A 25,155-nucleotide genomic window follows, 5' to 3' on the forward strand; every position below is an offset into this window, starting at 1 on the left:
GTGTGTGAGCGGTCGGTGAATCTGTTACCGACGGGTACACAAAGTGTTCGCGCGGGCATACCCTGCGGCTCATGACGGACGCGCAGACCCGGGACACGACCGGTACCAACCCTCTCGCCGCCGCCCCGGAGGGCGCCCGCACCGCGGCCGACGTGGTCACGCCCGAGCTGGTCGCCCGGCTGACCAGGGGAGTCGTCGGGTCCGGGCGGACGGCCAACCACACACCTTTCACCGGTGAGAAGCTGGCCGACCTGCCCGAGTCGACCCCCGAGGACGTGGGGCGGGCCTTCGAGGCGGCCCGTGCCGCCCAGGCCGTGTGGGCGCGGATCCCGGTACGCCGGCGGGCCGCCGTGCTGCTCCGCTTCCACGACCTGGTGCTCGAACGCCAGGCCGAAGTGCTCGACCTGATCCAGCTGGAGACCGGCAAGGCCCGCCTGCACGCCCACGAGGAGGTCCAGGCCGTCGCCGTCGCCGCCCGTCACTACGGCCGCAGGGCCGCCGCGTACCTCCGGCCCAAGCGGCACGCGGGCGCCATGCCGGCCCTCACGAAGACCGTCGAACGGCGTCACCCGCGCGGTGTCGTCGGCCAGATCGCCCCCTGGAACTACCCGCTCGAACTGTCCGTCGGCGACGCGCTCCCGGCGTTCGTCGCGGGCAACGCGGTCGTGATGAAGCCCGACACGGAGACCTGCCTCACCGCCCTGTGGGCCCGTGACCTGCTGATCGAGGCCGGACTGCCCGCCGACGTCTTCCAGGTCGTACTCGGCGAGGGACCCGTCGTCGGTCCGGAGGTCGTCAAGCGCGCCGACTACGTCTCCTTCACCGGCTCCACCCGCACCGGCCGCGAGGTGGCCCAGACCGCCGCCGCCCGGCTCGTCGGGGTGTCCCTGGAGCTCGGCGGCAAGAACGCCATGCTGGTCCTGAAGGACGCCGACCTGGACAGGGCCGCCGCGGGCGCCGTCCGTGCCTGCTTCTCCTCCGCGGGCCAGCTCTGCATCTCCATCGAGCGGCTGTACGTCCACGAGTCGGTCGCCGACGCCTTCCTGGAGCGCTTCGCCGCCCGGACCCGAGCGATCCGCCTCGGCACATCCCTGGCCTACGGTGCCGACATGGGCTCCCTGGTCGGCGAACGCCAGCTGGACGCGGTCATCCGGCACGTGGACGACGCCGTCGCCAAGGGTGCCAAGGTGATCGCGGGCGGCACGGCACGCCCGGACATCGGCCCCTACTTCTACGAGCCGACCATCCTCGACGGCGTCGACGAGTCCATGGGCGTCTGCGCGGAGGAGACCTTCGGTCCGGTCGTCTCCCTCTACCGCTTCGGGTCCGACGACGAGGCCGTCGAACGCGCCAACTCCACCCCGTACGGACTGAACTCCTCGGTCTGGACGAAGGACGCCCGGCGCGGCGGCGAGGTGGCCGCCCGGCTGCGCACCGGCACGGTCAACATCAACGAGGGGTACGCGCCCGCCTACGGCAGCGTCCAGTCGCCGATGGGCGGCATGAAGGACTCCGGCCTCGGCCGCCGGCACGGCTCCGAGGGCATCCTCAAGTACACGGAGGCACAGACCGTCGCCCACCAGCGGCTGCTGCCCATGGCGCCCGCCTTCGGCATGGACGACGAGCAGTACGCGGCGTTCATGAGCCGGAGTCTGCGTCTGATGAAGGCATTCCGTTTCCGCTAGCCGGCCCACGCCGACCGGCCCGGCACCACAGCTTTCGACGAGGAGAGCACGTGTCACAGGAGAACCCCGTCCAGGAACGGAACGACGGACGCGAGGACGGCACCGCGTCCACCGCGTACGACTACGACTATGACGTCCTCGTCGTCGGCTCGGGCTTCGGCGGCTCCGTCACGGCCCTGCGCCTGACCGAGAAGGGGTACCGCGTCGGTGTCCTGGAGGCGGGCCGCCGCTTCACCCGCGCGTCCCTCCCGAAGAACTCCTGGGACCTGAAGAACTATCTGTGGGCCCCCAGGCTGGGTATGTACGGCATCCAGCGCATCCACCTGCTGGGCAACGTCATGGTCCTGGCCGGCGCGGGCGTCGGCGGCGGTTCCCTCAACTACGCCAACACCCTGTACGTACCGCCGAAGCCCTTCTTCGACGACCCGCAGTGGCGCGACATCACCGACTGGCAGGAGGAGCTGAAGCCGTACTACGACCAGGCGCAGCGCATGCTGGGCGTGCGGCTCAATCCGACGACGACCCCGACCGACGTGCACCTGAAGGCGGCGGCCGAGCGGATGGGTGTGGGAGACACATTCCACATGGCCCCGGTGGGCGTCTTCTTCGGCGACGGCGAGGACGCCGGCGGGAAGGCGGCGGCGAGGGCGAAGCCGGGACAGGAGGTGCCCGACCCGTACTTCGGCGGCGTGGGGCCGGCGCGCCGGGCCTGCGCCGAGTGCGGCGAGTGCATGACGGGCTGCCGGCACGGCGCGAAGAACACCCTCAACGAGAACTACCTGCACCTCGCGGAGAAGGCCGGCGCGGTCGTCCACCCCATGACGACGGCCATGTCGGTGACGGAGGACTCGCAGGGCGGGTTCGCCGTCGCCACCCTCCCCACCGACGACCGCCGCAAGGGCGGCGGCCGGACCTTCCGGGCCCGTCGGGTCGTGCTGGCCGCCGGCACCTACGGCACCCAGACGCTGCTGCACCGCATGAAGGCGAACGGACAGCTGCCGCACCTCTCGGACAGGCTGGGCGAGCTGACCCGCACCAACTCCGAGGCACTCGTCGGCGCGCAGACCGACGACCGCCGTTACCGCAAGGTGTCCGGGGCGCCCAGGGCCGACTTCACCCGCGGCGTGGCCATCACGTCGTCGATCCACCCCGACGAGAACACCCACATCGAGCCGGTCCGCTACGGTCGCGGCTCGAACTCGATGGGCGGCCTCTCCACCCTCCAGGTCCCTTACGCGGGTCGCGAATCGGGCCCGGCCAGGGTCCTGGGCTGGCTGGGCAACGCGGTGAAACACCCCTTGCTGCTGGTGCGTTCGCTCTCCAACCGGCGCTGGTCGGAACGGACCATCATCGGTCTGGTGATGCAGTCGCTGGACAACTCCCTGACGACGTACCTGAAGCCGTCCGGCCCGGGGCGCGGGCTGCTCACCGCCCGGCAGGGTCATGGTGCCGCCAACCCCAAGCAGATCAAGGCGGCCACGGAGGGCGCGTCCGCCCTGGCCGCCGAGATCAACGGGTTCGCCGGCTCCAACATCGGCGAGCTGACGGGCATGCCGCTCACGGCCCACTTCCTGGGCGGCTGCCCCATCGGCTCCGACCGGGAGACCGGCGTGATCGACCCGTACCACCGGCTCTACGGCCACCCCGGGATCTCCGTCGTGGACGGAGCGGCGGTCTCGGCGAACCTGGGAGTGAACCCGTCCCTGACGATCACGGCCCAGGCCGAGCGGGCGATGTCGTTCTGGCCCAACAAGGGCGAGCCCGACCAGCGGCCGGAACAGGGCGCGGCCTACGAGCGGCTTCAGCCGGTCGAGCCGAAGTCCCCGGCGGTGCCGGCGGACGCCTTCGGCGCTTTGAAACTGCCGTTCCTGGGGATGCCGGCTGTGCCGCCGAGGAAGTAGGCCGGCAAGGGGCTGACGGGAGGGACGGGAGGGACGGGAGGGACGGGAAAGGGTGAAGGACCTGCACCCCCCTCCGAGCGCAGGTCCTTCACCTTGTCCGGTCCGGCGTCAACCGCCGTACGGCGTGCTTACGCCACCGTGCCGGCCTTGCGGCGGCGCATCAGGTACACCGCACCGGTGCCGGTCACGAGGGCGAGACCGCTGACGAAGCTGATCATCGGCAGGTCGGAGTCGGCGCCGGTCGCGGCGAGGCTCCCGGTGACCTTCGGGGTGTTGCCGAGGACCGGCTTCTTGTCGGTGACGGGCGCCTTGCCGCCTTCCTGCGGCTTGGTGCCGTCCGTGTCCGTACCGGCGCCCACGATCTGGAACTTGTACGCCATGGAGCCGTAGCCGGCGCACTCGCCGTCGCTGTCGCCGTAGATGGTCGCGCCGAGGGTGAAACCGGCGCCGACCGGGGCGGAGGCCTTCACGTTGAGCCGCATCGGGATGGCGACCTGGTAGTCGGGCTCGAGTTCGGTGCTGTACCCGATGTAACCGACCGCGTAGCCGTCCTCGTCGAGGGTGGCCCACTTCTTGCCGTCCGGGTTCCAGACCTGCAGCTCGACCTGCTTGCTCTTGAACAGGTCGGCGCCGTCCGCGTCTGCGGCGGCTCCGGCGAAGTAGTCGAGGTTCTCGAGCGTCGAGTCGGAGTTGTTCACCACGTCCAGCGAGAACTCGTGCCAGCCACTGCCCGCGGCGATCTTGCCGGGCAGACCGGAGACGCCGACGTCGACCTTGGTGTCCTCGCACACGGACGGCTCGGGTTCCGGGGACTCCGACTCCTCCGGCGCGGACGTGCTCGGCGCGGGGCTGGTCGGGGAGACGGGGGTGCCAGGGGCCGGCTCCGCCTCGTCCTCGGACTCGCTGGGCGTGGGCTCCGGATCCTCGTCGTTCCCGGACTCGTCGTTCCCGGACTCGTCGTTCCCGGACTCTCCGGTCTCGGTGTCGTCGGTCTCGGTCTCGTCGGGGGTGCCCGCGTCGTCGGTGGGATCGGTCGTGGTCGGCGGGGTGTCCGTCTCCTCCTCGCCTTCCCCTGGCTCGTCGGTCGAAGTGACGGCTGGCGACGTGCTCGCCGACTCGGTGGCGTAGGCGGCCGGAGCCGCGAGGAGCGCTGCCGGGGCTATCACTGCTGTCGCTGCGGCGACAGCCATGGCACGGCGGAGCTTCATGAAGACCTCGGGAAGTCGGGTGTACCACCGGTTGCGGTACGCGTCGGGTGGAGGCCTCCGCGATGGGGCGCGGGAGTGGCCCGTGGTTCCGGTGGGTTTGATCACCGAACCCTGTGAATGGTTGTCCCGGGCCTGACGGAAACCTTATGTGAGGTGGATCACTGATGTGGACCGATCAACACCGACGTAGGCTCACCCTCCGATCCGCATGGACGGAATCCGACATCGCCTGACAGGAAGCGCGTCACCAAGTGCCCGAGCAGCCGCCCGAGGAACCCGCAAGACCGGGGCGCTCTCCCCTGCCTGACGACGTGTGGGGGAGATTCATCGAGGACAGTGAGCGCGACATCCGCGGCTCCGCTCCCAGGGAACCGTCCGCACGGGCGCGGATGGTGACCGAACGGCTGCGTGCCATGGACGAGGCCGAGGCCAGGTCCAACGGTGGCGGCAAGAAACGGGGCTGGGGCCGGAACAAGCCCGCCGCTCCGCCCGCCCCGCCCGCCCGGCCTGAAGGATGGCGCACCGGGCCCGCCTGGCAGGACATGGACGGCCGGACCACGCGCCGGCGCAAGGGCTGGAGCGCCGTCGGCGTGCTGGTGGCCGCCGCCGTGGCCGTGGTCGCCGTCAATCCGTCCGGCGCGCTCTCCCGGCTCCCCGGCGGCCTCGGTGACGGGTCGGGCACGTCGGACGGGACGAATGGTTCCTCCGTCGCGCCGCTGGCCCCCGAAACCGTCCGCCCCGGCAGTGCCCCGTCCGCGGGGCTCGCCGATACGCCGACCCGTGAGCGGCCGTTCGCCGGATCTCCGGCCGCGCGCTGGGAGTCGGGGGCGGAGGCGATCCGGCTGCCGGAAGGGAAGGCGAAGGCCGTCAACGGCGTCTCGGCCGCTGCTGTCGAGGCGGCTCTGGAGGGGGCGAGGGACTTCCTGATCGCCTCGAACCTCGACCATGAGGTGATCATGGGCGCCGAGCCGAGGGAGGCGCTGGCCCTCCTCGATCCGTTGATGGGGGATTACCTCGCCGATCTGCGCGCAGGACTGCGCAAGCCCACGGTGGAGAACGACCCGGTGTGGGTTTTCACCCGGTTCGACCCCGATGAGGTCGAACTGGTGGATGATGTGAGGGTTCGTGGCCGTCTGGCGGTCGAGCCCGCGCGCGGAACCGCCGGGAAGGCCGTGGTCAAGGGTGACTACACCTTCGTGTACGCGCTCCACCGCCCCGGTGACGGCGAGGTGGCCCGCGTGATCGTGCGTCGGGTGATCGAGGTGGAGGCGGTGGACCCCGCCAGGTTCCAGGCGACCGACGGGCGCCTCTGGCTCGCCGACATCAACGGTGAGATCAGCAACGACGACTGCCGCGACGGCGACGGAGTGATCCGTCCGTATTTCCTCGCCGACCTGGGCGTCGGCCCCACGGCGACGGGGGAGGCGCGGGATCCGTACGACCGGAGCCGGGGACTGGACGGGGCCGCAGAGGAATGCGGCGTCGCGTCCCGCACCTGACACCGCGTCCCGCACCTGACACCGCGTCCCGCACCTGACACCGCCTCCCGCGCGGCAGGCAGGCCGTCCGCGAGGACGCTGCCCGCGGAGGACCCGGGCCTACGGTTCCGGCCGGACCGGGACTCGTCCCGCCGGCCGGCCCCGGGCGTCCCCGGAGCCGGTCGTTCTCCCGGGTGACCGGTCCGCTGTCCCCTGCCGTCCGGTCACCCGTCCGCAACGAGGTCCCGCGACGCACGGCGCGAGCCGTACGTCTCATCGCTCCGACGAGCCACGCGTGGCTCTTTCGGCCCGCCCCCGGCTGACACGGACACCCGTACCAACGGCGCGGTCCCGGCTCCGGTCACGCGTCGTGCGGGTGAGGGCGGACACGTGCGTCCGTGCCTGGGACGCGGATTCAGCGGGCGGCGGCCGGCTCCGGTGCCCGGCGGGCTCAGATCCTGCCGCGGCACAGTTCCAGCAGGGTCATCGCGAGCGTGGTGCCCGGCTTGCCCAGGGCGTCCCTGTAGTGGCCGAGGATCTCCATCTCACGGGAGAGATTCACGCGCCGGCCGCCGGAGGTGATCCGTTCCCGCTGGATGACGGCCGACACGGCCATCCGTTCCTGGACCAGGCCGATGATCCGATCGTCGAGTGCGTCGATCCGCTCGCGCGCACCGGTGATCACACCGGCGGCCTCGGCGGTGCGGGCGCCGGTCTTCTCGGTGCTCGCGGTTTCGGTGGTGGTGGCCGTCGTGGCTGTGATGGTCGTGGTGGTCGTCGTCATGCCGGGGCTCCTCGTCGGACGGTGCGGAGTGCCCGGGTACATGGTCCGAAAACGCCAGGCGCCCCGGACCTTGTCGGCCCGGGGCGCCTGGGAAGTTGCTTGTCAGTGGCTCAAGCAGCACGACCATGGCAGCCGGTGGGCCGGTTGCCATAGGTAAAGAGGAAGGTCGGGTGCGTGAGCATGGGCCCAGTATGCCGCGCGGTCTCCGGCTGTCCAACACGGGTCGCATGCCGAGACGAGCCCACCGCCCGGTGCTGCGGCCCGGTGCCCGCGCGGGCACCGGGAGTGAGGGGGAGGCGGGCATCCGCCTCCCGGTAGAATCGGAAGGCACCAGATCCCGCCCACCGCCGGAAGGCACCTCGTGTCATCAGCGACTTCCGCTGCCCACGCGCCCGACACCGTCCTGGTCGTCGATTTCGGCGCGCAGTACGCCCAGCTCATCGCCCGTCGCGTCCGCGAGGCCCGGGTCTACAGCGAGATCGTGCCGAGCACCATGCCGGTCGCGGAGATCCTCGCCAAGAACCCGGCGGCGATCATCCTCTCCGGCGGCCCCTCGTCCGTGTACGAGGAGGGCGCCCCCACCGTCGACCGCGCGCTCTTCGAGGCCGGCGTCCCGGTCTTCGGCATGTGCTACGGCTTCCAGCTCATGGCGCAGACCCTCGGCGGCCAGGTGGACAACACCGGCTCCCGGGAGTACGGCCGTACCGGACTGCACGTCTCCAAGGCGGCCTCCACCCTCTTCGAGGGCACCCCGGAGGAGCAGGCGGTGTGGATGTCGCACGGCGACGCCTGCTCCGCCGCCCCCGAGGGCTTCGCCGTCACGGCGTCCACGGACGTCGTCCCGGTCGCCGCCTTCGAGAACGACGCCAAGAAGCTCTACGGCGTCCAGTACCACCCCGAGGTGATGCACTCCACGCACGGGCAGCAGGTGCTGGAGCACTTCCTGTACCGGGGTGCCGGCCTGAGCCCGGACTGGACCACCGGCAACGTCATCGAGGAGCAGGTCGCCGCCATCCGTGAGCAGGTCGGCGACCGGCGTGCCATCTGCGGCCTGTCCGGCGGGGTGGACTCCGCCGTCGCCGCGGCCCTCGTCCAGAAGGCCATCGGTTCCCAGCTGACCTGCGTGTACGTCGACCACGGCCTGATGCGCAAGGGCGAGACCGAGCAGGTCGAGAAGGACTTCGTGGCCGCGACCGGCGTCCAGCTGAAGGTCGTCGACGCGTCGGAGCGGTTCCTGGCCGCGCTCAAGGGCGTCTCGGACCCCGAGGAGAAGCGGAAGATCATCGGCCGCGAGTTCATCCGGGTCTTCGAGCAGGCCCAGGCCGAGATCATCGCGGACGCCGGCCCGGCCGTGGAGTTCCTGGTCCAGGGCACGCTCTACCCGGACGTCGTCGAGTCCGGCGGCGGCACCGGCGCCGCCAACATCAAGTCGCACCACAACGTCGGAGGGCTTCCCGAGGACCTCGAGTTCCAGCTGGTCGAGCCGCTGCGGCAGCTGTTCAAGGACGAGGTCCGGCGGGTCGGCCAGGAGCTCGGCCTGCCCGACGAGATCGTCCAGCGCCAGCCGTTCCCCGGCCCCGGGCTCGGCATCCGTATCGTCGGCGAGGTGACCAAGGAGCGGCTCGACCTGCTGCGCGAGGCCGACGCCATCGCCCGCGAGGAGCTCACCGAGGCAGGCCTCGACCGGGACATCTGGCAGTGTCCGGTGGTCCTGCTCGCGGACGTCCGCAGCGTCGGGGTCCAGGGCGACGGCCGGACCTACGGCCACCCGGTCGTCCTGCGCCCGGTGTCCTCCGAGGACGCCATGACCGCCGACTGGTCGCGGCTGCCGTACGACGTCCTCGCGAAGATCTCGACCCGCATCACCAACGAGGTGCGGGACGTCAACCGCGTCGCCCTCGACGTGACGTCCAAGCCGCCGGGGACCATCGAGTGGGAGTGATGCCTGGCGGGGAGTAGTCCCTGCCGGGTCCTCGCAGGTCCGTACGAGCCCCTGCGCGTCCTTTCAGGTCCTGTCAGGTCCTTTCAGGTCCGCTTGAGTGTGCGCACCGGCTCACCGGGCTTCCAGACCTGGAGGACGAGGTACGTCTCCTCCTCCACACAGGTTCGTACGACCTCCGTCAACTCGGTGCGGAAGAGGTGGAACGGCTCCGGCGGTTCCACCTCTTCGGTGTACCCGCGCCGGGTTTCCTCGTCCTCGACCTCGATCGCCCGGCCGCTGATCCGGACGTCCCCGCCGCCCATGCCCGTGCCCGAGCCGGGATTCGCCTGCAGCGCGAAGCGCGGGTCGCGGCGCAGGTCGAGCGCCTTGAGCGAGTCCGGCATCATGCCGAGCCACAGCTCGCCGTTCAGGAAGCGCACCTCCAGACCGGTGGTGCGCGGCGACCCGTCCTTGCGCAGGGTGGCGAGGACGTGGTGGGTGTGCGAGGCGAAGCGCTCCTCCACGGTCTTCGCGAGGGCGGGTTCGGCGGTGGCGAAGGCCTCCCAGTTCGTGTTCATGGGCCGAGTGTGGCGGGGATACCGGACGTCCTGTGTCGGGTATCCGCCGAGTCCACCGGACGGTGGTCCTCCGGATGGCGGCTTCCGGATGGCGGCGCCCGGGTGTCGCCTTTGTCACGTCGCACCGGATCTTTGTGGAATCGATCTGTCGTCCGTGGCTGCACGACGGTAACTTCCGCACCATGCGACACCCCCTGCTGGAGGACTTATGCACGGGCAGACCCCGCCCCCGCTTCTGCCGCTGCCCACCGACCGGCTGCGGTTCGCCATGCCGCCCATGCACGAGTCGCTCGAGGACGAGCGCCGGCACCGCAAGGAGCGGCTCGCGGGCGCACTGCGGCTGTTCGGGCGGCTCGGCTTCGAGGACGGCGTCTCCGGGCACATCACCGCACGCGATCCCGAGTTCACGGACTGCTTCTGGGTCAATCCGTTCGGGATGCCCTTCCGGTACGTCACCGTGAGCGACCTGGTGCTGGCGAACCGGGACGGCCAGGTGGTCCAGGGCGGTTACCACGTCAACCAGGCGGCGTTCACCATGCACGCGCAGGTGCACACGGCGCGGCCCGACGTCGTCGCCGTCGCCCACTGCCACTCGGTGCACGGCCGCGCGCTCGCCGCCCTCGGCGACCTGCTCGACCCGATCAGCCAGGAGAGTTGCGCGTTCTACGAGGACCACGCCCTCTACAACACCTACAGCGGCGTCACCGTCGACGCGGACGAGGGCCGGCGCATCGCGGCCGCGCTCGGCTCCCACAAGGCGCTGGTGCTGCGCAATCACGGGCTGCTCACCGTGGGAGACTCGGTCGACGCGGCCGCCTGGTGGTTCGTGTCCATGGAACGCTCATGTCAGGTGCAGCTCAGCGCGAAGGCGGCGGGCCGGCCCGTGCTGATCGACCACCGGCAGGCGGTGGCGACGCGGGAGCAGTTGGGCGGGGACCTGGTGGCCTGGATCAACTACCAGCCGATGTGGCGGGACATCAGCCGAAGCGAGCCCGACCTGCTGACCTGACCTGAGGTGGCCCGGCCCGTCCCGACGTGCCGAACGGGGAAATTTCTGTGGCCGGGTCAACATGAGGCCTCGGACTTCACTCCCACGGACCGGACCTGCCGGGTGTGGAGGGCCGGACGTAGGGCACAATTCGCTTTCGTTGCAGGGGAGTTGCCTGCACCGGCGCAGGCGGCCGGGAACGTGGTCGTGATCATGAACGTGGATGCGGGGAAGGCGGGCTTCGGGCGTGGCGGTGCAGGAGGCGAGACAGGGCGGCGCGGACGCGGGCGCCCACGAGGGCGGCTGCGCCTGCGGGGACTGTCCGCACGGAGTGCGTGAGGGGCATCGGCGTGCGGTCGCCGCGTTCCTGCTGAAACGCGAGGAGTTCGCGGCCGGCCGCGGACTGCCCGCGGCGGTGGCCCACTCGGCGTCCGCCTCCCGCCAGTGGGTCTCGGAGGAGCTGGCGCAGGCCGCCGAACTCGTCGCCCGGCGCGGCCGGGCCGAGGGGGCGGCCCGGCTGGCACGCGTGTGGCGCCGGACGGCGGTGGTGGTGTGGTCGGCGGTCGTCCTGCTGCTCCTGGGCCAGGCGCTCACGGCGATCGGTCCGGGGTGGAGCGCCGCCCGCACGGCCGGGCTGTCGGCCGCGCTGGTGGTCGCCGGCGCGCTGACCGCGGCCTCCTGGTTCCACCGGGCGCGCGGCGGGGTACTGGCTCCGGTCATCGGGGAGGACAACCGCCTCTCCACGTCCCGTGCGGTGGCGGCCGCCTGGGTGCTCTTCCTGGCGTACGCGGTGCTGGTCCTGGTCGGACAACTGGCCGTCGCCTCCGATCACCGGGAACGTGACGCGCTGATCGCGGGACTGGAACTCGCCCGCGGCGCGGGTGTGGTGACCGTCCTCGCCGTGGTGTGCGGGATCGCCGTGGTGGTGCGGCGGGTGGTCGGGCTGCGCGTGCAGGGGCAGCGACTGCAGAAGGTGCGTGCGGACCGGCCCCGGGCGGCCGATCTGCTGACCGACGACGCGGGCCGGGGAGCCTTCGCCGACATCCAGTACGTCGTGATCAGCGCCGTCGCGCTGGCGTTCGCGGCGGTGCGGCTGGCGCGGCGGCCCGACCAACTGCCGGACCTGCCCTGGGGACTCGCCGTGGTCGTACTGGTGTCGGCGGCGACCTATCTCGCCGGGAAGTACGCGGAGGGCGGCCGGCCGGTGATCCTGTCGGTGGTACGGGCACGGGAGGCCGGTGACCTGGACGCGCCGATCCGGACCGGCGACGACATCGAGATCCGCGGGGCCGGCTTCGTGCCGCTGGGCGCGCAGGGAGCCGACCGGCTGGCCCGGATGGTCGTCCGGGTGGGCACCGTGCACGTCCATGTACCGCTGGTGCCGGTGGCAGGCGGCTTCGACAACCCGACGGACGCCCTGCTGACGGTTCCGGTCCCGGCGGACGTGGAACCGGGGCGGGTCGAGGTGCAGGTCGTCACGGCGGCAGGGGTGGAGACGAACCGGTACGCGATCGATGTGACGGACTAGGCCAGGCCCCCCAAGTCCCCCTCTGCCGCTCTCTGTCGCTCTCCGGCGAACGTCCGAAAAAATCCGGGCGGCCCGGGATTGATCCCGTGTTAATTGTCGTACGTATGCTCTGTTGAGGGGGGTCTCGGTACGGCGGCGAGAGGCGACAGACGGCGATGACTCACGGTATGCGAACGGATACTTACGGCCCCCCACTCGATGGCGACGGAGGCTGGCGGGACACCGCCACGCGGTACGCCCTCCTTCCTCTGCGGATCTTTCTGGGCGTCACCTTCATCTATGCGGGCATCGACAAACTCACCGACAGCGCGTTCATGAAGGACGCCGGGGCCGGGTCGATCGGTGACATGATGCGGGCCGTCCGCGACTCCTCGGCCATTCCCGCACTGGTCGACATGTCCCTGGAGAGTCCCGTCGCCTTCGGCTACGCCATGGCCTTCGGAGAGTTGGCCGTCGGGATCGGGATCCTGATCGGCCTGCTGACCCGGGTGGCCGCTCTCGGCGGTGTGCTGATCTCCCTCAGCCTCTGGCTGACCGTGAGCTGGGCCGCCGAGCCCTACTACTACGGCAACGATCTTCCCTACCTCATGGCCTGGACTCCGCTGCTGCTGGCAGGCGCTCCCCTTCTTTCCGTGGACGCCGTACTCCGGTCGCGGCGGCGACAGCGGGTGGGGGACTACCGGTAGGGCCCCGCTTTTCGCAGGACGGATCTGCCCTCGTCCGGGTGGATCCGCCCATCCCGTCGGCCAAGCCGCCCCGCGCCGAGTCGTCTCCCCAAGCCGCCTCGCCGAGTCGCCTCGTCAGGCCGGTGACTTCGCGTGGGTCTCCGCGCCGGAGCGTCTGTGCCGGCGTATCAGCGCCGTCACGGCGGCCACTGCCCCGGCCAGGCACAGACCGCCCGTGACGACGGGAACCGCGACGAACCACGGTGTCTCCCACGCGCCGCCCGCGTCGCCCGCGTAGAGCACGGCGGCGAGGGTCAGGAAGAGGCCGGCGATCAGCCTGCCGGGCTGGAACTCATGACGTGGCACGGCTCACCTCCACCTGTCCCGCACCGACGTGGATGTCCAGCTCGAGAGTCCCCGCCTTCCTGACGCCGGAGGAAGGCCGCAGGGTCACTTCCTCGTGCTTGCCCGGCGCCACGTCCACGTCCTTCTGCTTGTCGCCCGGCAGTTGGATGTCACCCACTCCCACGTTGACGCTTAGCTTCACGGTCACGCCCTCGGGCACGATCACGTGGGAGCGGCCCACGCCGACATTCGTCCGCGTCGACACGGTCTCTCCCTCGGGTATCCGTGCGTTGGACAGGTCCAGGGTGCCGGTGCCCGTGCCCAAGTCGTAGACCGGGTGTATCCGGGCGGCCGACGCGGGCTCCCAGGTCGTGTGCATCCACTCGGTGCCGATGTCCTTGGGCATGGCCGACGAGGCGGCGAGCAGCCCTGCGGTGATGATCGCCAGCATGATCGACCCCATCCCGGTGCGGCCCAGGAAGGCACTGACCGCCAGGCCGATCCCGAAGACGGCGAGCGCGCAGGCCAGGCCGGTCTGCAGGCTGGTGCCGAGCGGCTGCTCCTCCCAGGTGAGGCCCGTGCCCAGGCCGGCCGCGAGCAGGGCGAGCAGGAAGATCCAGCCGCCGATCCAGCGGGGGTCGCGTGGCTTCGCCTGCCGGTGAGGGGTGGGCACGCCGTCGCGAGCGGAGGAGTGGGGTGTGAGTCTGACGTCGATCGCGGAGGCGATGTCCAGGTCCCGGGAGTTCCGGGGTCCCCACAGGTAGCCCGTGCCACCGATGTGCGTACCGTCCTTCACGATGGGATCGCGCCACCACGAGGAGAAGGCGGCGGGAACCGGCGGTGCCTGGGGCTCCGGCGGGGCATCGGCCGCGGCCTGGGCGGCGAGGGGATCGGGGCTGGGGGTACCGCGCTGCCGCGACCAGTACCCGGCACCGGCGAGCAGCAGGGAGAGCATCACGGCGAAGCTCAGCACCCCGCCGTTGTTGAGCATGGTGAGGAAGACACCGCAGCCGACGAGCGCGAAAAGTATGGCTGCCAGTGTCTGGCCCTCGACCCTGCCGGTCAGCAGTCTGCGGATCTCGTTCTCATCCTCGCCCTCGTACGGGACGAGGAGCCAGGCGAAGCCGTAGAAGATGAGGCCGACACCGCCGGTGGCGGAGAGCACCGCCAGCGTGATGCGGAAGATCACCGGGTCCATGTCGCACTGCCGGCCCAGCCCGGAGCACACCCCGCCGAGCATCTGGTGCCGGCGGTCGCGCCGGAAACGGTGCGGTGGCTCGGGCACGGGCGGCTCGCCCGGAGGGTGCGGGGCTCCGGCGGCAGCGGCCTCCCCGGCCGCCGCACCGCCTGTCGTGCCCGCGGCAGGCGCGCCCTCCCGCGGCCCGGCGTCCTCGGGAGGGCGCGGACCGGAGCCGGGCCCCGGACCCGTCGCGGCGTGCTGGTGGTCTGTCATGAGTCCATGGTGGCGGGCGAGCCGCCGCGACGGCAGTCGGGACGACCCTGGCCGGACCCTGATATCGGCCCTGAGGGGTGCCCGGGAGAGCGTCCGAGAGGCCGGGCCTCCGGAGATCAGGGGCGTCTCCGGGATCGACCCTGATGCCCCGGAACCAGGGGCCGTGTGACCATCATTGGCATGTCGGAAGCCGCAGCAGCGCCCCTCGCCGAGCCGCGGCCGCCGCGCAAGCTCTACCGCAGCAGTGACGGACGCTGGCTCGGTGGTGTGGCGCGGGGGCTCGCCGGACACCTCGGGCTGCCCGTGATCTGGGTACGGCTCGTCTTCGTCGGCCTGTTCATGGCCGACGGTCTCGGCGCCCTGCTGTATGCCGCCTTCTGGTTCTTCGTGCCGCTGGGGGTCGGCGGCGTGAACGCGCAGAAGCCGCCCGCCCTGGTCGCGACCGAGAGCTCGCCGGACGGCCGGCGCAGACTCGTCACCCGCAGACCGGACAAGGGCCAGATCGTCGCCCTGCTCCTGATGGTCGTCGTGGCCTTGGTCTTCGTCGGCAACGTGAACATGTCCAACGGCGCCAGGGCCTACCTCTGGCCGATCGTGCTGGTCGGCGCGGGCGTCGCCCTGGTGTGGAGGCAGGCGGACAACGCGCGCCGCGCCCGCTGGGTCGAGGTCGGCAGCCGCCGCCGCACGGTCACCCTGCTGCGGGCCGGGGCCGGTGTTCTGCTGGTGACGGCCGGTGTGTCGGGCATCTTCGTGCTCCGGGGCTCAGGCGCCCACCTCGCCTCGGTGCTCCAGGCGGCCCTCGCGGTCCTCGTCGGGATCACGCTCCTCGCCGGCCCCTACCTCGTGCGCATGACCCAGGACCTCTCCGAGGAACGGCTGATGCGCATCCGCGCCCAGGAGCGCGCCGAGGTCGCCGCCCATGTCCACGACTCGGTGCTGCACACCCTCACCCTGATCCAGCGCAACGCCGAGAGCCCGGGGGAGGTGCGCCGGCTCGCCCGCGCCCAGGAGCGTGACCTGCGCACCTGGCTCTACAAGCCCGAGGGCACCGGCAAGGACGAGGCCGACGAGCCCACCACCCTGGCCGACGCCGTACGGCGCAATGCCGCGGAGGTGGAGGACAAGCACGGCGTCCCCATCGAAGTCGTCGTCGTCGGTGACTGCCCGCTCGACGAGAAGACCGGGCCGCAGATGCAGGCCGCGCGCGAGGCTATGGTGAACGCGGCCAAGTACGGTGGCGAGGGGGGTGCCGTACAGGTCTACGCCGAAGTCGAGGGAAGGACGGTCTTCGTGTCCGTCCGGGACCGCGGCCCCGGTTTCGACCTCGACTCGATACCCGCCGACCGTATGGGTGTCAGAGAATCGATCATCGGCCGCATGGAACGCAACGGCGGCACGGCGCGACTGCGCGCGGTGCCGGACGGCGGCACGGAGGTCGAGCTGGAGATGGAGAGGGCGGAGAAAACGTCATGAGCGAGCCGACCGAGCCGACCGGGACGAACGCAACGGCGGGACCGGCCGACGGCGCCGGACGTCGTGTGCGTGTCGTCCTCGTCGACGACCACCGGATGTTCCGCACGGGCGTCCAGGCCGAGATCGGACAGACCGAACAGACCGGCGTCGAAGTGGTCGGCGAGGCCGCGGACGTCGACCAGGCGGTCACGGTCATCACCGCGACCCGGCCCGAGGTCGTCCTCCTCGACGTGCACCTGCCCGGTGGCGGTGGCGTGGAAGTGCTCCGCCGCTGCGCCCCGTTGATGGCCGACGCCGAGCAGCCTGTCCGCTTCCTGGCGCTGTCCGTCTCGGACGCGGCGGAGGACGTGATCGGCGTGATCCGGGGAGGCGCCCGCGGATACGTCACGAAGACGATCACCGGGACCGACCTGGTCGACTCGATCTTCCGGGTCCAGGAGGGAGACGCCGTCTTCTCGCCCCGCCTGGCCGGTTTCGTCCTCGACGCCTTCGCCTCGACCGACGCCCCGCCGGCCGACGAGGACCTCGACCGCCTCACCCAGCGCGAGCGCGAGGTACTGCGGCTGATCGCCCGGGGCTACGCGTACAAGGAGATCGCCAAGCAGCTCTTCATCTCCGTGAAGACGGTCGAGTCCCACGTCTCGGCGGTCCTCAGGAAGCTCCAGCTCTCCAACCGCCACGAACTGACCCGCTGGGCAACGGCACGGCGCCTGGTGTGACCGTCTGCTGAGCGCGTACATCCTCCTCCCGTAGGCTCCGGCCCCATGGACGTACTCATCCACTTCTTCGTCGGACTGCACATCATCGGCATCGCGTCGCTGCTCGGCGGGTTCCTCACCCAGATGAAGGCCATGGGCCGGGGCACCGCCCGGTTCGTTCCGGCGATGCTGCACGGTGCGGTGACGATGCTGGTCACCGGTGTGGTCCTGGTCGGGCTGAACCAAGCGCAGGACCATTCCGTCGACAACATCAAGATCGGCGTCAAACTCGCCCTGCTGATCGTGATCCTCGGTCTGGTCTACGTGAAGCGGGACGACGAGAAGGTGGACAAGGGCCTGTTCGGTCTGGTCGGCCTGTTGACCACGGCGAACGTCTTCATCGCCGTGCTCTGGACCTGACGGCGGCCGGCACGGGTCCGGGCGTGACAGCGGCCCGCGCCGACGTCACCGCATCCGTGGGTCAGGCCGGGCGGACCACGCTGTGGATCGACGACTCGCCGTCGTAGAAGATCGACTCCTCGCGGACGTAGGTGCCGGGCTTCGGGGCGTGGATCATCATGCCGTTGCCGATGTAGATGCCCACATGGGTGATGTCGTCGTAGAAGAAGACGAGGTCACCGGGCTGGGCCTGGGACACCGGGACCGTGGTGCCGGCCTCGACCTGGTCGTAGGTCGTGCGGGGGAGAAGGACACCGGCGGCCTTCCACGCGCCCAGGGTCAGACCCGAGCAGTCGTAGGAGCCGGGGCCGGTGGCGCCCCAGACGTAGGGCTTGCCTATCTGCGCGCGGGCGAAGGCGAGGGCCTTCTCCGCCTTGGCCGCGTACGAGGAGTCCGTCGAGGCCGACGGTGTGGTCGTCGTGGAGCCGGACGTGCCGGAGGAGCCCGACGCACCTGAGGTGCCGCTCGCCGCCTCCTGCGGTTGCCGCGCCTCCTCCTCGGCCTTCTGCTGCTCCGCCTGCTGCTGGGCGAGTTCGGCGGCCTTGCGGGCGGCCTCTTCCTGCTTCTTCTCCTCGATCGCCGCCAGCCGAGCCTTCTCCTCGGCGGTCAGCTTCGACATCAGCTCGCGCGCGGTGCTGAGCTTCTTCTGGACGGTGGCCTTGGCAGTCTTCAGGGCGTTCTGCGACTCGGTGAGCGTCTCGAGGCTCTCGGTGGCCTCCTTGCGCTTCTCCATCGTCTCGGACTGCTGGGTGACGTAGTCGTCGACCGCTTCCTTCTGGCGGCCGGTCATCCGGTCCAGCAGCTGGTCCTGGTCGAAGAAGTCCTGCGGGGAGTCCGCGAGCAGGAAGGTCGCCGTGTCGGGGATGCCGGCACCGGTCCGGTACTGGGCGGCGGCGAAGGAACCCAGTTCCTCCCGCGCCTCGTTGAGCGTCTGGGTGCGCTTGGCCACGTCGTCGAGGAGCGTGTCGACGCGCTTGCGCTGCTTCGCGGTCTTCTCCTTGGCCCCGTTGTACTTCTCGGTCGCCGACTCCGCCTGGCGGTAGAGGTCGCCGACCTTCTTCTCGACCTCCTCCAGGCTCGGCCGGTCGTCGTCCGAGGGGGCGGCGTCGGCCGTCTGGGAGAGGAGGGCGACGGAGGTGAGGGCCGCCGTGGCGAGAGCGGGGGTCCGTATGCCGGCCACGCGCGTACCCGGGGTGCGCGACTTGCGGTGCGACGCCAAGGGAGGCGACTCCTTCCAACGTTCCGCCGCGGGGAGCGGCAGGGGCTCCCGGGCCGTGTCGGCCCCGGGAGGTTCGGGAGGGGTGCGGGCGGGGTAGACCGGAAGGACTGCCCTACGGCTGCTCCGGGGAGGGAGCGGCCGATTCACCCCGGGTTCCCGGTGGGTCCCCGGCTCCGGCTGCCGCGGCGGCAGTGACGGACTCGGCGGAGGCCGCTCGCCCGGCGAGGTTCGCCGGTGGGGTTCGCGCGGCCCGCCCGAACCGTAGCCAACTCATGTGCCTCGTGTGAAGGTTGACGGGTGATATGCCCGATACGTTTTCGTGACCTTCTTCGTCACGTCACCCAGGGTGAGGGCGCGGTCCTGGAGGGTGGGCACATGTCCGGTCGCCGGGCGCGCGGCGGTGCCGACCGCTGGGGAACGGGCCGGAATGCGGGGATGTTCCCGGGGTGGCCACGGGTTGTCGGTGGGGCGGCCTAGACTCGGAGAGCGATGAGCAGCCTCTTTGACGACAGCTTCCTGGCGGACCTCCAGGCCCGGCGCGGCCCCGTGGACGAACCACCGCCGCCACCCGAGGACGATCATGTACCGGAGCAGGTTCCGGACGATCTGTTCGGCGGGAAGTTCGACGTGCCGCCGGACCGGGACACCCACTACCGCGACGGTGCCCCGCGCCCGGTGCTGGATCCCGCGGCCCTCCTGGAAGGGCTGAACGACAACCAGCGCGCCGCCGTCGCGCACTTTGGCTCCCCGCTGCTCATCGTGGCCGGTGCCGGCTCCGGCAAGACCCGTGTGCTCACCCACCGCATCGCGCACCTGCTGGCCGCGCGGAGTGTCCACCCGGGCCAGGTCCTCGCGATCACCTTCACCAACAAGGCCGCCGGTGAGATGAAGGAGCGCGTCGAGCAGCTCGTCGGCCCGCGCGCGAACGCGATGTGGGTCATGACGTTCCACAGTGCCTGTGTGCGCATCCTGCGCCGCGAGAGCAAGAAGCTCGGCTTCACGTCGTCGTTCTCCATCTACGACGCCGCGGACTCCAAGCGCCTGATGGCCCTGGTCTGCCGTGACCTGGACCTCGACCCGAAGCGCTTCCCGCCCAAGTCCTTCACCGCCAAGATCAGCAACCTGAAGAACGAGCTGATCGACGAGGAGGACTTCGCCGCACGGGCGGGCGACGGCTTCGAGAAGACCCTCGCCCAGGCCTACGCGCTCTACCAGTCGCGGCTGCGCGAGGCCAACGCCCTCGACTTCGACGACCTGATCATGACCACGGTCAACCTGCTCCGCGCCTTCCCGGACGTCGCCGAGTACTACCGCCGCCGTTTCCGGCACGTCCTCGTGGACGAGTACCAGGACACCAACCACGCCCAGTACGCCCTCGTGCGCGAGCTGGTCGGCACCTCCGAGCCCTCCGTCGGCATGCCGCCGGGCGCGGACGGCCTGCCGCCCGCCGAACTGTGCGTGGTGGGCGACGCCGACCAGTCGATCTACGCCTTCCGCGGCGCGACGATCCGCAACATCCTCCAGTTCGAGGAGGACTACCCGAACGCGACGACGATCCTGCTGGAGCAGAACTACCGCTCCACGCAGACGATCCTGAGCGCCGCCAACGCCGTCATCGAGCGCAACGAGTCCCGCCGCCCCAAGAACCTGTGGACCAACGCGGGCAGCGGCGCGCAGATCACCGGGTACGTCGCCGACACCGAGCACGACGAGGCCCAGTTCGTCTCCGACGAGATAGACCGCCTCACGGACGCGGGCGAGGCCAAGGCCGGTGACGTCGCCGTCTTCTACCGCACCAACGCGCAGTCCCGTGTCTTCGAAGAGATCTTCATCCGGGTCGGTCTGCCCTACAAGGTCGTCGGCGGCGTCCGCTTCTACGAGCGCAAGGAGGTCCGGGACGTCCTGGCCTACCTGCGGGTGCTCGCCAACCCCGAGGACTCGGTGCCGCTGCGCCGCATCCTCAACGTCCCCAAGCGGGGCATCGGCGATCGCGCGGAGGCCATGATCGACGCCCTCTCCCAACGGGAGAAGATCAGTTTCCCCCAGGCGCTGAAGCGCGTCGACGAGGCGTACGGCATGGCCGCGCGCTCCACGAACGCGGTGAAGCGGTTCAACACGCTGATGGAGGACCTCCGGACGATCGTCGAGTCCGGAGCGGGCCCCGCGACCGTCCTGGAGGCGGTCCTCGAACGGACGGGTTACCTCGCCGAGTTGCAGGCCTCCACCGACCCGCAGGACGAGACCCGGATCGAGAACCTCCAGGAACTTGCCGCCGTCGCCCTGGAGTTCGAACAGGAGCGCGGCGAAGAAGAGCAAAGCACGCTGGCCGACTTCCTGGAGCAGGTCGCACTGGTCGCCGACTCCGACCAGATCCCCGACGAGGACGAGGACGGTTCCGGTGTCATCACCCTGATGACCCTGCACACCGCCAAGGGCCTGGAGTTCCCGGTCGTCTTCCTGACCGGCATGGAGGACGGCGTCTTCCCGCACATGCGTGCCCTCGGTGAGACCAAGGAGCTGGAGGAGGAGCGGCGCCTGGCGTACGTCGGCATCACGCGCGCGCGTGAGCGGCTGTATCTCACCCGTTCCACGCTGCGCAGCGCCTGGGGGCAGCCGTCGTACAACCCGCCTTCGCGTTTCCTGGAGGAGATCCCGGCCACCCACCTGGAGTGGAAGCGGACGGGTGCGACCGCGCCCGTGTCCTCCGGGCCGGCGTCGGGGGTGGCGGCCTCGCTGTCGTCGTCCCGGTCCCGCTCGTCGGCGTCGGGCGCGTCAGGCTTCGCCACGCGACGGACCGCCGAGAAGCCGGCGGTGTCGCTGGCGGTCGGGGACCGGGTCACGCACGACCAGTTCGGGCTCGGCACCGTCGTCGCGGTGAAGGGCACGGGCGGCAACGCAGAGGCGACGGTCGACTTCGGGGACACCAAGCCGAAGCGGCTGCTGCTGCGGTACGCGCCGGTGGAGAAGCTGTAGCCGGGCAGTGGGCCGGGCCCTCGGGTGGGTGCGGGGGCCCGCCGGGGCAGGCGCTCGGATGGTCTACGTCGGTTCGAGGCCGTGGCTGCGCAGCCACGCCAGCGGGTCGATCGTGCCACCGCCGGCCGGTCGTACCTCGAAATGCAGGTGAGGCCCGGTCGACGTTCCCGAGTTGCCCGCGTTCGCGATCGGGTCCCCGGCCTTCACGGTCGTGCCCGGGGCGACCCGGTAGCTGGAGAGGTGGCAGTACCACGTCTCCGTACCGTCCTTCGCGGTCAGGATCACCATGTTGCCGTAGGAGGGGTTGAACTGGGTCCGGACCGTGCCGTCGGTCGCGGCCATCACGGTCGACCCGTACGACACGGGGAAGTCGATCCCGGTGTGCACGGACATCCAGTTGGTGCCCGCCTGGCCGTAGTAGGCGCTGAGGCCGTGCTGCGCGACGGGGAGCGCGAACTTCGGGCGCAGCCGTTCCTGGCGTGCCGCCTCCTCCGCCGCCGCCTTGCGGTCGGCCGCCTGCTGTGCCTTCAGGTCGATGCGTTCCTGGGTACGGCTCGCCCGGTCGGCGAAGTCGTCCGCCCCGGCGGAAAGGCTCTCGAGCTGGGTGTCGAGCTGGTTGTTGGCCACGGCGGGCTGCACCGGCTGCACGTCCGCGGCGGTCGTCCTGGTCTCCTGAACGCCGCTTTCCTCCGCCAGATCGCCGACCGAGGCCGCCGCGATACCGGCGACACCCATCACGCACGCCGAGGGCACGGCCACCGTCAGCAGCGCGGAACGCTTGGCGGGCGTACGGCGGCGGGAACGAGACCCGCCACGCGACGCCGCGCGCGGTGAGGGCAGGGTGACCGGGGTCCGCTCCTCCTGGCCGTCGAGCAGCGGGGCCACCGCGGGCAGCTCGCCGGTCTCACCCGAGGCGTCCTGGGTGGGCCCGTACGGATCGTCGTGGACCTTCTCGGACGCACCGTGCTCGTGCGAGTCCTGCCCGTAGGACTTCTCCTCGTACGACTCCTGGGCGGGGGCCTGGGAATCGAAGGTGGAGGAGTCGGGAGCCTGCGGATCGGGATGCTGCTCGAACGTGGCCGTGGCCTGCTGGTCGAAGGGCACGGCCTGGTGTTCGCAGGGGTCCGCGTAGGCGTCGGGGGCCGGTGCGGCCGTGCTGCTGCCGTCGGAGTTCCACTGTGTGGCGTCGTAGGCGCCGGTGTCGAAGGCCTGGGTGCCCCAGTACCACTGCTGGGTCGGATCGGCGGTGCTCCGGGCGGCCTGGTCGGGCTGGAGCCATGCGCCGGAGTCCCACTGGCCGCTCGCGTCGGGTGCCGTGGACTGCTGCGGCACTTCCGGCGTCTGCTGCTGTCCGGTGGTCCATGCGGTCGCGTCGTAGCCGCCGGTGTCGTAGCCGGCCTGCTGCTGGGCCGCGTACGCGTCGTAGTGCGCGGTGTCGTGGCCGGCGGCGGACCAGGTCCCGGTGGCGTTTCCGGTGGCGTACGCCCCCTGGTCGTGGCCGTTGCCCGGAAGGTCGCCGAAGAGGGGGTCGGCGGCGAAGGCCGTGGTGGCGTGGCCGCCGGTCGCCGAGCCCGTGGGGTCAAAACCGGTGGCGTCGTAACCGTCGTACATGGTGAAGTCGCCGTACTGGGCTTCCGGAGTGCCGTACGACGCGTAGTGCGCCGACGAGGTGTCGGAAGTCGGGGCCGGGGCCATGGTCCCCGACGGGTGACGGTCGTTCACCAACTTCTCTTTCGCCTCGACAACAGGGGCTGCCAGAGCAGTGCGGCGACTGTACCCGGCGGTATGCGGGCGCGACAATCTTCCGCAGGTTTCACGCGCGCAGGAAACGGGCATTCGGTTGTGTTTTGGTGACGGATAGACGCGGTCTTGGCTTTGTGTTCGAGATTTGTTCGAAATTCGTCGGGTTCACGTCGCCAAGTCGGCCGGGCGGGGCGGCTGTTGTTCGGGTGAGTGAATGATGTCGCCACAGTTGCCAAGGGACGGATGATCCGGGCGTGTCGGGCGGGGTGAGGGCCGGGGGCGAGGGGGCGGGGCCGAGGGGCGCGGGGCAGGGGGCCGGGCCGCCGTCAGGCCGTCCGTGCGGCCGTGGACGGTTCTCCCGGATGCGACGTGTCCAGTGCCTGCCGTATGCCGCCGGCCACGGCAGGGTGCACGGGCAGGGCGAGGTGGCCGACGCCGCTCACCCGTACGTTCTGCGCGAGAAGGTCCTGGTGCTCGATGCGGGCCGCTTCCAGCGGGTCCATGATGTGGTCGAGGTCGCTCCAGAAGGCGACGAAGTGCGTACGGCAGCCGGGTGCGGGGCTGGTCAGCTCCTCGAGCACCGGTGAACCGGGGCGCATCTGGCGCACGATCGGATGCGCGTTGGCCAGCCGGGCGACGCGGGTGCCCGAATGCGGGGTGCCGAGCGTGACCAGGGTCCGCACCCGGCTGTCACCTCCCAGGCACTGTACGTAGTACCGCCCGATCAGGCCTCCGAGGCTGTGTCCGACGACGTCGACCCGGCTGCTGCCGGTGCGCTCGCACACTTCTTCTATGTGCCGGCCCAGCAGTTCGGCCGCGACGCGGATGTCGCAGGTCAGCGGAGAGTAGTTGAGTGACTCGATCCGCTGTCTGCCGTGCTGGGCGAGGCTGCGGCGCAGCAGCAGGAAGACCGAGCGGTTGTCGATGAAGCCGTGCAGCAGCACGACCGGGGGCCGGGCCTCCGTCGGCAGCTTCGCGGTGCCGTCCGGTGCGGAGGGCTCGAGGGTCGCCTCCCGGCGCTCCTGCGCCATGCCCGCGGGATAGAGGAGGACGTGGCCCGCGAGGATGGCGAGCTCCAGGGCGGTGGCTTTCAGCAGGGCCGTGGAGGGAACCGCCGGCCTGCCCGGCGTGATGCGCCGGCAGAGCGGCAGAAAGGGAAGCGCTGCCTCCGTGACCTTCATGGCCGACCTCCTGTCGGCACGCGGAAGGACAGCTCTGTCCCCCGTGTGCCCTCATGGGGCGTCGCGACGAATGCGGTCGACGCCACGCGCGGCAGGCGCTTGGTGCGGCCGTGGTGTACGGCGGCCTCGTCGTGAATCCCTTATGCGCATGTTCCCACTGATGCCCGTGTGATGCATGGGCGCGGTGTTCGGATCCCGAGGCGCCGGAACGGTGCGCGGTGAACGTGTCCCTCTGTGTGATTTCCCCCTCGGTCCCCACCGCGAAACTGCCGGTTGCGGGATGCTGGCGATAACGTTCGTTCACTTCCCCGGTCGGTCCGGGCGGGGTCTCCGTACCGCGGTGGCGCAGTCGGTGCAGTGGGCGGCGGAGTGCGCGGTACCCGCGACGGGTACGGGAACGACTGATGTATGCGGTATGTATCGGTACGGATGGATGTAGTCGCTTCATGGAGGCAGTGATGGGTGTGGCAGCCGGTCCGATCCGCGTGGTGGTGGCCAAGCCGGGGCTCGACGGCCACGATCGCGGGGCCAAGGTGATCGCGCGGGCCCTGCGTGACGCCGGTATGGAGGTCATCTATACCGGGCTTCACCAGACCCCCGAGCAGGTCGTCGACACCGCGATCCAGGAGGACGCCGACGCGATCGGCCTGTCCATCCTCTCCGGTGCGCACAACACGCTCTTCGCGGCGGTGATCGACCTGCTCAAGGAGCGGGACGCGGCGGACATCCTGGTCTTCGGCGGCGGGATCATCCCCGAGGCGGACATCGCACCCCTGAAGGAGAAGGGCGTCGCGGCGATCTTCACCCCGGGGGCGACGACCGCGTCGATCGTGGACTGGGTCCGCGCGACCGTACGGCAACCCGCGGAGGCGTGA

Annotated in this window: 19 protein-coding genes and 1 pseudogene; 12 read left to right on the plus strand and 8 right to left on the minus strand. The window is 70.8% G+C overall.

All coding sequences use genetic code 11. The annotated features are described in order from the left end of the window. The first annotated feature begins 71 nt into the window (after positions 1-71). Both ACWZEH_RS21300 and ACWZEH_RS21305 read left to right on the plus strand, forming a co-directional pair. The gene (locus tag ACWZEH_RS21300; protein ID WP_456192710.1) at positions 72-1,685 is read left to right on the plus strand and encodes a succinic semialdehyde dehydrogenase; all 1,614 of its coding nucleotides are present in this window, start codon (positions 72-74) and stop codon (positions 1,683-1,685) included. Between the two features lie 50 nt (positions 1,686-1,735). Next, on the plus strand, positions 1,736-3,586 hold the full coding sequence (locus ACWZEH_RS21305; RefSeq protein ID WP_456192711.1) for a GMC family oxidoreductase N-terminal domain-containing protein: 1,851 nt from the start codon (positions 1,736-1,738) through the stop codon (positions 3,584-3,586). A gap of 128 nt (positions 3,587-3,714) precedes the next feature. Here ACWZEH_RS21305 and ACWZEH_RS21310 read toward each other — a convergent pair whose 3' ends face one another. Further along, positions 3,715-4,776: a hypothetical protein gene (locus ACWZEH_RS21310; RefSeq protein WP_456192712.1), complete on the minus strand. Its 1,062-nt coding sequence runs from the start codon at positions 4,774-4,776 to the stop codon at positions 3,715-3,717. A 329-nt stretch (positions 4,777-5,105) separates the two neighbouring features. Here ACWZEH_RS21310 and ACWZEH_RS21315 point away from each other — a divergent pair, with 329 nt between their 5' ends. Next, on the plus strand, positions 5,106-6,293 hold the full coding sequence (locus ACWZEH_RS21315; RefSeq protein ID WP_456192713.1) for a hypothetical protein: 1,188 nt from the start codon (positions 5,106-5,108) through the stop codon (positions 6,291-6,293). 430 nt (positions 6,294-6,723) lie between these two features. On the opposite strand, the gene ACWZEH_RS21320 is transcribed toward ACWZEH_RS21315, so the two are convergent. Next, positions 6,724-7,056 carry a chorismate mutase gene (locus ACWZEH_RS21320; RefSeq protein ID WP_456192714.1) on the minus strand — a complete coding sequence of 111 codons (333 nt, stop codon included), beginning with the start codon at positions 7,054-7,056 and terminating at the stop codon, positions 6,724-6,726. Positions 7,057-7,417: 361 nt separating this feature from the next. On the opposite strand from ACWZEH_RS21320, the gene guaA reads away from it, so the two are divergent. Then, positions 7,418-8,998, plus strand: a complete 1,581-nt coding sequence (gene guaA, locus ACWZEH_RS21325; RefSeq protein ID WP_456192715.1) for a glutamine-hydrolyzing GMP synthase — start codon at positions 7,418-7,420, stop codon at positions 8,996-8,998. An 83-nt stretch (positions 8,999-9,081) separates the two neighbouring features. Here the strand turns inward: guaA and ACWZEH_RS21330 are convergent, their stop codons facing one another. Continuing rightward, a complete protein-coding gene (locus tag ACWZEH_RS21330; RefSeq protein WP_456192716.1) occupies positions 9,082-9,555 on the minus strand; it encodes a pyridoxamine 5'-phosphate oxidase family protein in 474 nt (157 codons plus the stop codon). Positions 9,556-9,763: 208 nt separating this feature from the next. Between ACWZEH_RS21330 and ACWZEH_RS21335 the strand changes: the two genes are divergently transcribed. From ACWZEH_RS21335 to ACWZEH_RS21345, 3 genes are all read left to right on the plus strand, one after another. Continuing rightward, positions 9,764-10,564 (plus strand): class II aldolase/adducin family protein, encoded by an 801-nt coding sequence (locus ACWZEH_RS21335; RefSeq protein WP_456192717.1) that lies wholly within the window; start codon positions 9,764-9,766, stop codon positions 10,562-10,564. A gap of 226 nt (positions 10,565-10,790) precedes the next feature. After that, complete coding sequence (locus ACWZEH_RS21340; protein WP_456192718.1) at positions 10,791-12,071, plus strand: hypothetical protein; 1,281 nt, start codon at positions 10,791-10,793, stop codon at positions 12,069-12,071. Positions 12,072-12,226: 155 nt separating this feature from the next. Beyond that, positions 12,227-12,757 carry a DoxX family protein gene (locus ACWZEH_RS21345; protein WP_456192719.1) on the plus strand — a complete coding sequence of 177 codons (531 nt, stop codon included), beginning with the start codon at positions 12,227-12,229 and terminating at the stop codon, positions 12,755-12,757. Positions 12,758-12,871: 114 nt separating this feature from the next. Here the strand turns inward: ACWZEH_RS21345 and ACWZEH_RS21350 are convergent, their stop codons facing one another. Both ACWZEH_RS21350 and ACWZEH_RS21355 read right to left on the minus strand, forming a co-directional pair. Further along, complete coding sequence (locus ACWZEH_RS21350) at positions 12,872-13,102, minus strand: hypothetical protein (RefSeq protein ID WP_456192720.1); 231 nt, start codon at positions 13,100-13,102, stop codon at positions 12,872-12,874. Then, a complete protein-coding gene (locus tag ACWZEH_RS21355) occupies positions 13,089-14,534 on the minus strand; it encodes a PspC domain-containing protein (RefSeq protein WP_456192721.1) in 1,446 nt (481 codons plus the stop codon). The genes ACWZEH_RS21350 and ACWZEH_RS21355 overlap by 14 nt, the downstream gene beginning before the upstream one ends. A 180-nt stretch (positions 14,535-14,714) precedes the next feature. Here ACWZEH_RS21355 and ACWZEH_RS21360 point away from each other — a divergent pair, with 180 nt between their 5' ends. Genes ACWZEH_RS21360 through ACWZEH_RS21370 form a run of 3 tightly spaced genes read left to right on the plus strand, consistent with a single transcriptional unit; the run spans position 14,715 to position 17,125 of the window. Then, entirely contained in the window at positions 14,715-16,007 is a 1,293-nt protein-coding gene (locus ACWZEH_RS21360) for an ATP-binding protein (RefSeq protein WP_456192722.1), read from the plus strand. After that, positions 16,004-16,726, plus strand: a complete 723-nt coding sequence (locus ACWZEH_RS21365) for a LuxR C-terminal-related transcriptional regulator (protein ID WP_456192723.1) — start codon at positions 16,004-16,006, stop codon at positions 16,724-16,726. The genes ACWZEH_RS21360 and ACWZEH_RS21365 overlap by 4 nt, the downstream gene beginning before the upstream one ends. 45 nt (positions 16,727-16,771) lie before the next feature. Beyond that, positions 16,772-17,125, plus strand: a complete 354-nt coding sequence (locus ACWZEH_RS21370) for a hypothetical protein (protein WP_456192724.1) — start codon at positions 16,772-16,774, stop codon at positions 17,123-17,125. Positions 17,126-17,186: 61 nt separating this feature from the next. Here the strand turns inward: ACWZEH_RS21370 and ACWZEH_RS21375 are convergent, their stop codons facing one another. Continuing rightward, positions 17,187-18,383 (minus strand): C40 family peptidase, encoded by a 1,197-nt coding sequence (locus ACWZEH_RS21375; protein ID WP_456192725.1) that lies wholly within the window; start codon positions 18,381-18,383, stop codon positions 17,187-17,189. A gap of 489 nt (positions 18,384-18,872) precedes the next feature. Here ACWZEH_RS21375 and pcrA point away from each other — a divergent pair, with 489 nt between their 5' ends. Continuing rightward, positions 18,873-21,356 (plus strand): DNA helicase PcrA, encoded by a 2,484-nt coding sequence (pcrA, locus tag ACWZEH_RS21380; RefSeq protein ID WP_456192726.1) that lies wholly within the window; start codon positions 18,873-18,875, stop codon positions 21,354-21,356. A gap of 63 nt (positions 21,357-21,419) precedes the next feature. Here the strand turns inward: pcrA and ACWZEH_RS21385 are convergent, their stop codons facing one another. Next, the gene (locus ACWZEH_RS21385) at positions 21,420-23,192 is read right to left on the minus strand and encodes a M23 family metallopeptidase (RefSeq protein ID WP_456192727.1); all 1,773 of its coding nucleotides are present in this window, start codon (positions 23,190-23,192) and stop codon (positions 21,420-21,422) included. A 225-nt stretch (positions 23,193-23,417) separates the two neighbouring features. Then, positions 23,418-24,280 (minus strand): annotated as a pseudogene (locus tag ACWZEH_RS21390) (esterase/lipase family protein); the annotation flags it as partial. A gap of 458 nt (positions 24,281-24,738) precedes the next feature. On the opposite strand from ACWZEH_RS21390, the gene ACWZEH_RS21395 reads away from it, so the two are divergent. Continuing rightward, positions 24,739-25,155, plus strand: a complete 417-nt coding sequence (locus tag ACWZEH_RS21395) for a coenzyme B12-dependent isobutyryl CoA mutase small subunit (protein WP_042165276.1) — start codon at positions 24,739-24,741, stop codon at positions 25,153-25,155.

Source organism: Streptomyces yamdrokensis, assembly GCF_053890455.1.